This window comes from Paenibacillus sp. FSL E2-8871 (assembly GCF_038000345.1).
In the GTDB taxonomy this organism is placed as follows: domain Bacteria; phylum Bacillota; class Bacilli; order Paenibacillales; family Paenibacillaceae; genus Paenibacillus_AQ.
Genome location: NZ_JBBOBV010000001.1, coordinates 6,846,362 through 6,860,707, shown reverse-complemented (window position 1 = coordinate 6,860,707; position 14,346 = coordinate 6,846,362). Strand labels below are relative to the sequence as shown.

The following is a 14,346-nucleotide window of genomic DNA, read 5'->3' as shown; positions in this document are numbered from 1 at the left end:
AGGATGTTAGCGTGTGTTATTGAGTTACGATTTGTTTCGCTAATTGAGCAAGATCTGTAATATCGATCTTACCGTCACCATTCATATCCGCACGCTTCGCTTGCTGCCAATCAGGACTTGATGAGTCTTTGCCGTAGTGTGCAGCAACGATACCCAGGTCACCAATGCTGACTTTTCCGTCGCCGTTAAGATCGCCTGATATTCCTGTTTGTTCTGGTTTCACTTTTACAGAGATTGTAGCTGGAGCAGTTGCGGTCTCTGCTCCGTCTTCATCACCTAGCAATACCTCTGACACGCTGATATTAACGGTAACCGTCTCAGATACTTCTTTTGCCTGGAATGTCAGTTCGGCAATTTGTTGATTTCCGCTTAATCCGTATTCCGCACCTTCACTCGCCATAATCAAACGAAGCTTTCCAGGTGTTTTAATTGTCTCTTCAACAATCGCAACACCTTGGATCAGTGATTTAGCGGACACATAATCCATGCGGTCAGCATCGTACTGAATGGTGATGTCCTGTGCAAATACCTTCCCGGAGATATTGTTCACATCATACCGGACAACAAAAGGCTTGCCGGAAGTAACGGATGCATCAGCACTCAATACGGCTTGCACTTGAGCCGTTTCCTGCTGCACTTGATACACTGTTATCTCGGCTGCGGATGCGAATTCACCCACGCCTTTTACAGCTTCCAGCTTAATGTGAGTCGCCTCCACCGGAGCGAAATTCACTTCCTTGAGCTGTTTGCTTCGCAGCCAGTTCCCGCTTGTCATGAGCGTGTAATTCACACCATCGGTGCTTGTGTACACGTTGTAAGCAGTAATTGTGCCATTGCCTTCATCCGGCCGAGGTAAGTATCCTAGCTTGCTGATGGTATACTTTCCGCCCAGATTCACCATTATTGATTGCGGAAGTGGATCAACGTTAAACCACTTCGTATGCCAATGTGTATCCGGATCGCCGTCCAATGCCAAATTCGGATCGTTTTCGCCTGCTTCATAGCTCGTAGCTTCTGCACTCATTTGACTTTGCGGAATTTCGGTTAGGTTGCTCTGTCCAGTAACCGTCACCACACTTGTTGCTGTAAATCCGCCTTCTTCCGTCGTCGCGGTAATCGATGTCGTACCCTGCCCTTTTGGCGTGACCATTCCCTTACTGTCTACGCTGGCAACACCAGGATCGCTGCTTACCCACTTAACTGTCTTATTACCGGCATTCTCAGGCTCAATGCTCGCTTTCAATTGAACCGGTGCGTCCAACGCCTTAAGTGAGAGTGTCTCACGGTCAAGCTTTATGCCAGTAACCTTCTGTCCGTCTTCCAGCGGGATGCCGAACAGCTTGAATTCACGAATAGCAGCCTTTGATTGAGCATCAGGCAGTCCGGTGATCGTAATCCTAGCGAATCTACCCTGGCTTCCAAATGTATCCTGAATGGTGCCAGTTTCCTGATTATTCGTTCGATTCGTTACTGTAATCCAATTGGAGTTCGCGGTTTCCCGAACTTCAATTTTGTACTGATAAGCCTTGTTACTGTGTTCAAAAGAAACTTCGGAGGATTTAATGGAATGCATCATACCGAGATCAACCGTCCAGCTATGGCCATTGTTCTTATCCGCTGCTGACCAGAATGTGTCCACATTCCCATCATTAGCGAGGCCAGCCGGATGCGCTTGATCCTCACTGTCCGCTGTAGCAGGTTTACCTTCTGAAATCAATCGAACTTCAGGAGCTGCCTTCGGCGCCTCATAGACATCGACCTCCGAAGCCGAAGCGAACCCTCCAAGTGCAACAGCTGCTTCAAGCTTCACATAGCGGGCGGAAACACTATCGAAAAGGATGTATTTTTTCAAGTTGTTTCTGAGCCATGTACCACTGGATACCTTCGTATATGCTTCTCCATCTGTGCTGACGTAAAGGTTGTATGAGGTAATGGTTCCGTTCCCAGCATCCAGACGTGGTGCATACCGGAATTGGCTAACATTGCGAACCTTACCTAAATCGAGAATGATGGATTGCGGGAGCTTATCGGATCCATCCCATTTCGTATGCCATGCGGAATTCCGGTCCCCATCAATCGCTTTAGCTGCTTCCGCACCAGGCTGAAAGCTTTTCGCTGAGGCTGTCATCTCATTTTTAGGTATAGCTGTCGGTGAAGGCTGTGATAGATCACGATACAGATTGATCTCTGCAGCAGATACGACACCCCCAACAGCTTCTGTCGCTTCAAGTTTCACAAAAACAGCTTCAACTGTATCAAAATTCACCGTCTTCTCTAGTTTGTCATCATTCCATTGTCCACTGCTTACGAGCGTATAGTTGGTTCCATCCATACTCGTATACAGCTTGTAACCTGTAATTGTGCCGTCTTTGCCACCGTACTGTCTTGGCAAGTATTTCATTTTATTCACATACTGTTTAATCCCCAGGTCTAAAGTGATGCTCTGCTTAATTCCAGCATTTGCTGAAGAAAGCCATATCGATTCATAGCTGCCATCCAGCACATTAGCTGCCGGCGTATCCGAAGCCGCATTCGTTGCAGTTGCAATCATATCTTCCTGCGGAATACGACTTGGGTCTGTGTCCACCTGAGGCAGCTCAATTTTGACAGCATCTACAAGTGGAGTCGTATCTGCTGTAAAGCCTGCGACTTTCACAACAAATTCCTTATCAGTGGATATGGATGGTGTTTTAATGTACAGGATGCCGCCTTTATCTTGCTTAGCATAGTACCAGCCACTTGTTGCGCCATCCCATGCTGCTTTGGACTGCAATTCAGGATAGGATGTTCCATCTACAGAAACAGCCTCCGGGTGATCTGGCATATGGATTGTAAACTGATTCTTACGTGACTCCAATTTGCCTTTATAGTCACCTACGCTTGCTCCAACCTTGATAATCAAGTCTCCACTCCCTTGCTCAGGAGCGGTGGAGGTTATTAATGTTTTAGCAAATTTGCCTGTACGATGCTCCTTCGATGTACCATCATCTTCATACATCGTAAAGCTTGACGATTTATAAGGATAAATATCATAAGTAATTGGATCAGGAGGAACCTGACCGTCGTATAACGATTCAGGATACATCGGGATGATAGCCCCGCCCTTTACTAGAAGCGGCAAGCGATCCAGTGGAGCATTGTATTCGTCTAACATTTTTGAACCGTAATGTTCTTCTCCTGTCCAGTAATCGATCCATTTTCCTTTTGGAAGATATATTCCGTTTCGCATAGTCGTGTCGGTATATACTGGCGCAACCAGGAACGATTCCCCGGACATGAATTGATACTGTGTTAAAGTTCCTTTGGAGTTCGGATCATTCGGATAAGAATAGATCATTCCCCGCATAATCGGAGCTCCGGACTCGTAAGACTCATTGAGATAGGTATACAAGTATGGTGTCAATTGCTGTCTTAGTTTCAAAGCATCCCTGTTATAGCTCGTATAAGGTTCTCCCCATACCCAAGGCTGCTTATCTTTGGCTGCCCAACCAGACATGTTCATCAGGATTGGAGTGAAGATCTTCCACTGTAAGTCTCGAACGTAGGTTTTAGCGCTTCCTCCGAAAATCCCATCAATATCTCCGGTTGAGTACGGCATCCCAGATAGCCCTGCTCCGATCATCGACGGGATATGGAATCGAATGTATTCCCAGTTGCCCGACTGATCTCCAGACCAGACGGTAGAATATCGCTGGGTACCTGCCCAGCCACCAACGGACCAGACATAACCTCTGTCGTCAGAGTTATCTTCAATTCCTGTAAACGCCTGTTTGCTGGCACCCAGGGCGAAATCGTATCCAGGTCCCACCCAGGCAACGTCGAGTTTAGCGAGCCTTGTACCCTCTACGCCAACTTCTTGCGCAATTTTATCAACACCATTTTGAGTCCATAGTCCGGTATAGAAACCTTCCTTATGTAGTTCGTCAACGGTGTTGCCTAGATCCGTATAACCGCAACCATATCCGTCATTCGGCAAAATCCAGGCTCCAGGCATATCATTTTCCCGATACTTTTTAGCAATAAGGTTAACGACATCGGAGGTCTTTTCTGGATCTCTGTTGTAACAATCCGCATCACCAAGTCCCATACCCCAACGAGGAATCAAGGATGGTTTACCTGTAAGATCTGTATAAGCGTTCAAAATATCTTTCATTGTCTCACCGTAGAAATAATAAGCATCAAACCGATTTTCGTTATGCGTCAGCTTGACGGTCGAATCAAAATCATAAGTACCGCTTTGAAAAGTGTTTCGAAGCACTCCGTATCCTGCAGTACTCAAGTAGAATGGCGCAGGATTCGAAACCGTGCCGCTTCCCCAATCCCCATAGTTGTTAGCGATAGTAATTTTGCGATCACGATGATTGAAGAATCCATTCTGCATACCGCCACCGTAGAAATATTCATCCTCACCCCGGATAAGCTGTTGTGAGGCTGACTGTCCGTTATAGTTCAAGCTAGCAGATTCTTCCCACACCACCGTTTGGTTGTCACTTTTGTACATGGCGAACTTTAACGGATTTTTGTAGGCTCTCAGCACGAATTTTCCTGTTTCCATCTTGTAATACGTACCTTCATCAGACCACTTTACGTTAACAGGTCCGAAATCATCCTTGATGACGATTGGCTCGATCGGCTTTTCCACGCTTTTTCCTGACAATTCCTTGAATTGCCCGTTCACACCAAGCCAAATCCGGAACATATCCTCCCGCTGAAAAATCACTTTAATCTTGTCAGAGCCTGACGTAATCTCAAACGTGTTATTATCTTTCTTTACGAAGTCAGAAATGTTACCAACGGAAGCACCATGGGCGGTTTCCGGGCGAATCATGAGCCCTGTAACCATAAGGATCATCAATGCCAGCATCCACATACCAAAGCGATTATAAATTGATCTCAATCCATTCCCTCCATTCAAATGAAGCGGCAAGACAGGATACAGCCTCCACTGTAGTTTGAATTCCTTGTCTTGCCGCTTGGATTCAAGTTGCTATTGTTATTCAATCACAATATCTTTAGCTATAAGCACCAGGTCCGTCAGATCGACCTTGCCGTCACTATTGATGTCTGCCCGTTTCGCCTTATCCCAATCTGGGTCTGCAGAACTCTTTCCGTAGTTAGCTGCGACAATAGCCAGATCGCCGATGCTGACTTTGCCATCACCATTCAAATCCTTAGAAGGTTCTGGCACTGTTGTTGTAAACTCCACCTGAGCCGAGGAAGTAGCTGCGCTTGTTTCCTGTCCTTCGCTATCCCCAAGCGTTGCACGCTTTACAGTAATACGTCCGGTTTGGGGTTCTGTCAGATCCTTAGCCTTAAAGGTAATCTTAGCTACATCAACATCCCCTTTAATCGCACTCCCTGAACCTTGGCTAGCCAGAATCAGACGTACAGTGCCTTCTGTATTCTTCGTCTCAAGGATACTCACGCCGTCCACCAACGCATTAGCGGATACATAATCCATTAGTGAAGCGTCGAATTCAATCGTGATATCTTGGGCGTACACCGCCTTTGTAACATTGTGGAGACCTATCGTTATGTCGAAATTCTGACCATAAGGAACGCTTTTCGGAGCAGCTAAACTTGTTGCCACTTCACCTGGAACCTCCCTAGCCACTGTAATCTTACTCACCGCTTTATGTCCTCCGGATACGGTAGTTGCAGTAATATCAGCGGTTCCTGCCTTTAACGCAGTCACGACAGCTTTCCCGCCTTGAACTTGAACAGTCGCAATAGCTTCATCGCTGCTATTCCAGGTCACCTGTTTATTCGTTGCATTCCCCGGTTGAAGGGAAGCACTCAGCGTTTGTGTTTCTCCGGCCTTCATCGAAATTTCAGCTTTATCCAGCTTGATACCGGTTACCGGAACTTCAGGAACGTTATTGCTGTACATAAAATTATCAAACACGGTAACTGAAGGACCGAATACTCTAGCCCCCATTTTCCCAGCGTCTGTTGGGATCTGTGCAATAGCATCATCGAAATAAGTCGTTCCATTGATAATCAGCGTTACATGTTTCCCTTCAAACTTCACTTTTACGGTCGATGTTGTGCCTTTTTTCAATTTGGCGGCCTGAGCATTGCTCAATAAACCGTACGAATCCTGAGCGTTCACCCAGTACCAAGCACCTTGATCAAAGCCTATAGAAGCCCAAGCATCATTATTGACATAGCGCAAAATAACACCCGTTCGTATAACATCACTCTGCGGCGTAATCTTAAACTCGATCTCACCATCTCCAATGCTCGGAGATTGCTGATCGATAAACAGATTATTTACACTGTTGGAGGTGAACTTAACGGCATGCTCACCCGCTTGATCAGGTGCTTCTACAAGCTCCATACGTCCGACACCTTTACCGATGACATGCTCCCAGCCTTCGAGCGAGTTATTCTCAAAGCTCGCTGAATATCTCACAGGCGCTGGAACTTCTACAGGATCCTCTGGGTTAGGAGCGTAGGCTTCAAATTCATACATGGAGTAACCATAGGTTCCCACTCGCTTCGTACCTAACATTCGGACATATCTCGCTTGTTCAGTTGGGAATTTGACAATCTCTACTCCGCCAATGCCAGCGTTAGTCGTGTAAACGTCCCGCCAGTTCTCCGCATTATCGGATACTTGAACTTTATAGCCTTTGGCATAAGCACTTTCCCATTTGAAAATAACCTTGCTAATGTCAGTACTTTGGCCTAAATCAACATAGATCCACTCGTTGTCGGTATATTTAGAGGACCAGCGAGAAGCACCCGTATCAACCTCATCCACTACAAGACTAGCCGGAAATTGAGGTACTTCGACGGAAGAAGCTACTGCTGTTTTGTGAGCAGCTAAATTGATGGTCCAAGCGGGTGATCCTGCTTCCTCCGCAATTTCTTTTCCTGATAGCACCCGATTAAAAATCTTGAATTCATCCAGTAGTCCAGTGAATGCTTTGGATGAACTGCCGATTATAGCCGCAGGTAGCATTGTCGTTACAGCAACAGAACCTTTTAGATCCCCATCAATATACAGAGAAGTTCCATATAGATCTCCTCTGAAGGCAACATGTACCCAGCGCCCAACAGGAATCGCTGCATTAAAGCTGTAATCATAGCCCTCTCGGGTGAATCCGGCATTTGGTGTCCCTTTCTGCTTCAGCTTAATTGCACCATATTCGGATTCCATCAGTATTTTTTCATCTGCTTCTTGTTGATCATTAAGCTTAACCCACGTGGAGACCGTCCAAGGGAAGCCCTTTATTTGCAGCGGTGTTTGAATATGATCTGAAGTCCCTGCAAACCGTACGCCTTTTCCTGTTTTTCCATCATCCACGCGAGTAACGCCAGCTCCTAATGTAGCATCATAGGAATTTCCGGACTGATCAGAGACCGTCTGCGCGCCTTCTTCAAATGGATAATGAACAACAAGATCAGTGGCCGTATTCACTTCATGTAATAAATTCGTTCCAGGACCTTCGCCTAGCTTCGCTGACAACTGCTGGAACTCGGTGAATGTGCTGTCCGTGGACTGGCCTCTCCACATCTTTTCTGCAAGGACAGGCATCGCTTTCTTCACACGATCGTGGACGTCCGCCTCACTTACTTTCTTGCCCATCATATCGTTCCAAGCCCCAAACATCGCACCGAGCAGGTTCGGCTCACCTTCCTGCAGCTTCGTATTTCCACCAAAGTTCGTTGGGTCCCAGTTATTAAACAACCACTGAGAATCCAGATAATCATGGTAATATCCAGCCTTCGGTACAATGTAGAGCGTGGAATCCACCGTATTGATAATTTTGAATCCATCTCTCACCGATGCTACCGGATCTTGCCAACCGTTATTCCAGGCGTTTACGGCTATATCCTTATCTACTACCGTGGTACCCGGGAATGCATTCAAGCTGCCCCACATTCTTGATTTCTTTCCCTTGCTCTTTAAGTGTTCGTTCATCGTGTTCAAAAACTCGCGATACTTCTCAAAAGTAGTCCGATCATTAGGTGCGAATTCATCGCCTCCAAAATGAACCGTTTCTGAATCAAACCATTCCCCATCTAAATATTCGTCCCACACATCCTTGATGAAATTGACCGTTTCCTGACGTGTAATATCCAGATGATCGACAGGCAAATTATCCTTAACCAGATCTGGTCTAACCTTTGTAAATGAAAGAGCATGGCTGGGGGTATCAATTTCCGGCGTGATGTTAAGCCCCCGTATTTTGGCGATGTCCTGCAATTCACGCATATCCTGTTTCGTGTAGTGTCCATCCTTTGCCGTTAATTCCGGATACTTGGTACTTTCTAAACGGAAAGCCGTATATTTGTTCCAATGCTCCCTGCTGTTATCCTTAAAAATCTCGTTATCGTTCAGATGGAGCTGGAAATCATTCATTTTGTAGTAGGACATAAATTTGGCGTAATCCTTCAGGAAGTCTATCGTGAAAAACTTGCGTCCTACATCAAGCATAAAACCGCGTTCTCCATACTTAGGAAAATCCTTCGCTACCCCTTTTACAATGCTTGCCTTCTCAGGATCTTGCTCCAAAATTTGTAGTGCCGTTCTTGTTCCATAGAACACACCGGTCTCAGTGTTTGCATGTATTTCCACATAATCTCCTACTTCAAAGTAGTAGCCTTCCTTGCCAATCGATTCATCAGCTGTCTTATCGAGCCTAAGCAGGAAGTCCCCTTTAGAAGCAGGCTTATTTTGAACAATTGGCAAATCATATCCAGTTAATTCTTTAAGATCCTCTTGAAAGACCTCTGCGGTAGCTGGTAGTTCACATAAACATTCACTCGTGGGGACTACGATTCTGGAACTGTCAGTCATCTTGAAAGAACCACTACCGCCAGTCCACTCTTGTAAACTTGGTATCACTTTTGGTTTAGCATTCTCTGCTTCAGCCGCTGCTGCAAATGGTAGTGGAGTAGAGTAAAGCACTAGACAAAAAACTGTAAAGCCGTACAACCATTTTTTCATCTGTCATCCTCCTACTAGTCAAATCATCAATTTTGAAAAAAACCAGGTACATCATGTTTAGTTACTCACACATGTACCTGGCCTATGACTTTGATTACTCTACAATTTTGCGTGCTACAATAACCAAATCTTCCAAACCGACTTTGCCGTCACCGTCAATATCTGCTTTCTTCGCTTTCTCCCAATCTGGGCTTGCTGTAGTCTTGCCGTACTGCGCTGCAACCATTGCCAGGTCACCAATCGTTATTTTGCCGTCACCGTTAATATCGCCTTGCGTTCCTTTCTTACCAATCTCTACGTTTACGGAAGAGATCGCTGCCGAAATTTCTTTACCCTGATCATCTGAAATGATTGCACTCTTAACTGCGATTGCCCCATTTACCGTTTGGTTAACTTCCTTCGCTTTAAAGGTTAATTCGAGGACGTCTGCACTGTTACTAATTCCATTGGTCGCACCTTCACTTGCTACAATAAAGCGAAGTTTACCTGGGGTGCTGTTGATTGAATCAATAACGCTTACCCCACTAATTAACGAACGCGCCTCAACGAATTCCATAACATCCGCTGCATACTCTAGGGCGATGTCCTGCGCAAAAATCTTATCAGACAGATTCCGTAGTCCATATTGAACTTTGAACACTTCTCCTGGCTGAACTTGACTTGGCGCTGTCAAAGTAGAGGAAGATTTTAACTCACCGTCTGTTTCTGTTACGATAACCCGACTGGTCGCAGAGAAGCCTCCATCCATTGTTGTTGCCGTAATTACGGCTTCGCCTGCTTTCAATCCCCTAACAAGAGCATGATCGTCTTGCTGTTCAACGGTTGCTACAGCTTCATCACTGCTGCTCCAGAGTACTTTTTTATTCGAAGCATTCAGAGGCTCTATCACAGCGTTCAATTCGCCCGTGCTGCCTACTTTAATCTCTAGCCGTTCTTTATCCATAACGACGCCTGTGACTTTTACTGCTTCTGCCTCATCCTCCGTCTTGAACACATTGAGTTCTGCAGCAGATGCAAAGGTACCCACACCTTCTATAGCCTCAAGTCTCAAATGTGTTGCTTCTACAGCTGTAAAGCGAACAATTTTTGTGGTCTGATCGAGGGACCATGATCCATCTGCAATTTTTGTGAAATTCGTTCCGTCAACACTCGTGTACAGGTTATAGCTTGTAATCGTTCCATTGGTTCCAGATACTCTAGGTGAATAATTGAATTGATTAATGTTATATTTGCCTCCGAGGTCCAATGTAATGGATTCCGGTAAGTGTGCCGGAGTCCATTTCGTATGCCAGATTGTAGACATATCTCCATCAAGTGCAAGACTCGCTTCACCTCCAGGCTGGAAGCTACTTGCCGTTGCAGTCATTTGCGATTGTGGAATTTGCGTGTTAGGCATATACACATTAATCGTCGAGGTTGCACTTTTTTTACTTCCATCCTTTGCGGTAGCAGTAATGATGGCTGTTCCCGCTTGAAGTGCAGTAACTTTTCCGGCTTGATCCACGGATACAATTTCCGGGTGGTCAGAAGTCCAGAGCAGTGTCCGGTCGTGGGCATTTGCTGGTTTAACTAGAGCGCTAATGGAACTAGACTGTCCTTTGTTCAGATCCATCTTATTTGGCGTTAGTGTAATAGTCGAAACAAGTACACCTTCCTCCGGAAAGATCGCACCCTCATCATCGACGCGAATGTTATCGACCACCAGCGTACCGGTTAACTCCTTCTGACTGTTCAGCTTGTTTTTAATAATGGCCAGATAGGCATCTTTCGCCCCTTCGGTTGTAAAAGATAGATCCAGCGTGTCGCGTCCTTCTTTCAAATTCTCACTAACCAGATCACGAACTACCCCATTCTCCTTCACTCGAATAGCCACTGTGTACATATCCGTCTCATCTGAATTGTAGTCCATCGTCAGATGGTAACGGTTATCCTCCTTCATTCGGAGCGTGTGAGGCAATGTACGCAGCCATTCACCGGTTGCATCTTCATTCGTTTTAAGCGACCAATTACCATCCAGAACATAATTCATGATCTGATTGTCGCCTTTTTCAACTAAATGCGTACGAACTGGACCTATTTTAGAATAAACGAAGGGACCCCAGCCCTCATCAACGTTCTCGAAATCCTCGAACAATACAGAATTACCAGCGTCAGTCTTGGTTGGATTCTCCCATACTCTTACATCGTCAAAGGTTACAGTCGAACTTCCATCTTCTACATTCAAATAGAGATTGGCGGTCTCACTAACCGCATCAAAGGTAACCTTAATCCGCTGGAAGTTCGTGCTCACATATTTATGCTGCTGGGCTAAAAAGCCATGCTCTGTGTTATCCAGTGTATTGACAACCTTGTCAGCCCCTTGCTTCACACCGATTTCCACGGTGCGTTTCCCATCTACTTTCACCCATACTGATGCAGAATACGTCTTGCCCGGTGTAAGTCCGGTAATCTCCTGCTGAATTACTGCATCATCAGGACCCTTCACTTGAAGCTGGTCATCGGCGTTACTGTTCTTCACAAATTTAATGTGATCATCACTTACAGCTGTGGAAGATTTCTTCCAGCTGCCGAATGTTTGGCTGTCAAAGCCCGGGTCCTTTACCGAACTCCCTTCGCCCCATGCCATTTCCGGCTCTTCAGCAGCTGTTGTCTTATACAGGGCATAACCAATCCCCGGCTGCGCGGTAAGTGTGACTTTACCTCCAGTTACTTCTACACTGCCAACATGCTCACGTCCTAAATCTGTCAGCTTATACAACTGTGCCGTCGTTACGTTACTCCATGATTCTGGAAGACTCCAAGTCGTTTGGCCACCTGCTGGATTCCAGTGATAGATTTTTTCTTCTGTCTCAGGACTCCATGGAATAAAGACCGTACTGTCACTAATGTTGCTGCTATCTGTCATGATAGCGATTTCACGACCATCCTTACTTAAATGGATCTTACCGTCCTGCTTACGTTCAACTACAACCTTCTCTTCAAAATCGATACGGTTATCGGTCATCTTGATGATCGGGAAATGCTGCATATATTTTGTTGGTAGATTGTGATTGAAGAATGCCGCACTAGTTGATTGGTAGCTGTAGAATGGAGCACTGTTCTGCCAATAACCCACGCCTACCTGCTTATTCCCTTTCAGTAAAGGGGTTGTTAAGAAGCCATCCAGCGATTGATTCCGTAGGAAACGGGTAACCTTGCTGTCGTCACCTTGGTTCGGGTACCCCGGATCTGTTCCCCAATGAACCCAAGCTGCCTGCTCAAACAGAGGTCCTGCAAATTCTGTTCCGAGCATCCAGCCGTTACCGTTGATATAATCTGCGAGTTTCTTCGCATTGTAATCGGCACCATCATATACATCCACATATACAAACGATAGGTTGTCACCTGTATCACTTTTCAGCATATCCAGACGTCTTTTTAATTCGCCGGATTCCACGTCTTTGGTTTTGTTTACATAGAATGTCTGATCCAGCCAGCCCCAGCCTTTACTCAATGGCTGATTCATATTTTCCATTTTGGTGCCGAAAGCATCCAGCGCGTATTCTGTTGCGTTAATGTGTACACCGCCACGGATATTGTATTTCTTTCCTTCACTCAAAATATAATTAAAATCCTTCGCTCCACCCTGACGAATACCGATATGACCGCCGTAATCTGGGTGAGAGTCATCATGTCCTTCCGCCTGATATCCTTTGAATAGAATCAGCTGTCCAAAGCCATCCGTGAGATTAGAAATTTTCTTCGCATTATCAAAAGCACGCAAGAACGGAGAAGTTGTAGTAGATCCAATGTTCATGCTGATATAGGAGATATTGTCCCTTATCATTTCACTGCCGGTTGGAGCATCCGTATTCTGACGATATACAATAGCTCCATCTTGCCAGTCAACAACTTTATCTCCATTAGCATCTGGAGTCAGTACAACCTTAGCCCAAGGCAGTGGCTCCGGATCAAGCACAGTACTTCCACGATAAACCCATGAGCCTCCTGATAACGCTGCTTTCTTCGTATGAAGCGCTGTATCATCGCCTACCTTAATACGTACCTTATCAAAACCATTTACTACATTGGTGATTACACTCGCAGCTAAGACGTCGGAGTTAACGAATGCATATGCTCGCCCTCCACTCACGTCTGCTACTCCCGTCTTAAGGTCGTTAAATTCGTCTTGTACAACGTTCCAGCCCCCAGTTATCCGGACAGCCGTTTCCTGCGCTGTAGGCTGGGTTCCAATTACAGAGACAAGGTCATGATCAGGGAATTCGATCGTTTTCACTTTTTCAGTACCATTCTCTTCAATGCTGGCCACTTTGAACTGAAGTATGTTATCCTGAACCTCCATTTCAACTTTGAGATTCACTTTAATTTCTGGAATCTGAAGCGTGTAGGCTGCAGACTCACCATGAGTGGCATCTGCTGCTTTTTTACTAAAATCAGAAGCGACTACGAAATAGGACTTCTCATTGATTTTTATTTCATTAAATCCATTTAATTGTCCATACATTTCCACGCCGCTGTCTAACCATGTGTATTGTTTAACCCGTGGGAACTCTTTATCGATTTCAACCTTCATCGTATCCGAGCTTAAAGTTTCTGTAATCGTAATCGGCCTCGGTACTGGATCAGTGGATACAATTGGAGTTACCTTCACATCGTCAATCCATAGGGTCTTGTTATTAAACCAGCTGCGAAGTCCAATCTTCCCTGCACTTGTCGATAATGAGGGAAGACTCGTCGTAAGCACGTTATTGCCATCGATCGATAAAGCTACGCTACCTTTCTCATAGCGCAATTTGAGGGTATACTGTTGGTCAGCAGCAAAGGTAAAACTAGGAGCCGTAATATTTCCATACGATTCCGTCCCTCCTTTCATTGCATCCCAGCCCCAAGAACCCGCATCATATTGGATAACATTGTAGTTATTGCTGTCGACGAATCGGTAGACCAGTCCAAATCGTGTGGCAGGCTGACTAAATTTTAACTTCACCTCATATTCAGCATTGGCAACCTGAGGTGAATCTTGGTCTGCTAAAATAACAACCCCTTGTGTCACCGCCTTAACAGCACCTTGATCCGCCGAAAAAGTAGTGGTCCCCTTAGCTGCAGCCCATCCGTTGATGTTGCCATCATTGTAATCTCTGAAATACACGTCCGATTCTTGAGCCGCGAATACAGCTGCCGATGGCAAGCCAAGCTGTACCCCTAGCAACAACGTCAATAGCAAGCTAACCGCTTTGTAACGTTTTCTCATCTCTACGACCTCTTTTCACTTAAATATAAGTAGAATGAACATTATCAATTCACATATTTCCTTTAATTGTATGTTTTTGACATCACAAGGCCATAATGAGCCCTCCTTCCATAAGAAGGTGCGTCATTATATGTTT

Annotated in this window: 3 protein-coding genes; all 3 read right to left on the bottom strand. The window is 45.5% G+C overall.

Annotated features, from left to right (window positions below; genetic code table 11):
- Nucleotides 1-16: 16 nt before the first annotated feature.
- Nucleotides 17-4,897: a discoidin domain-containing protein gene (locus tag NYE25_RS30610; RefSeq protein WP_341147636.1), complete on the bottom strand. Its 4,881-nt coding sequence runs from the start codon at nt 4,895-4,897 to the stop codon at nt 17-19.
- A 96-nt stretch (nt 4,898-4,993) separates the two neighbouring features.
- Complete coding sequence (locus NYE25_RS30605; RefSeq protein ID WP_341147635.1) at nt 4,994-8,959, bottom strand: family 20 glycosylhydrolase; 3,966 nt, start codon at nt 8,957-8,959, stop codon at nt 4,994-4,996.
- A 94-nt stretch (nt 8,960-9,053) separates the two neighbouring features.
- Complete coding sequence (locus NYE25_RS30600; protein WP_341147634.1) at nt 9,054-14,210, bottom strand: endo-alpha-N-acetylgalactosaminidase family protein; 5,157 nt, start codon at nt 14,208-14,210, stop codon at nt 9,054-9,056.
- Nucleotides 14,211-14,346: the final 136 nt, after the last annotated feature.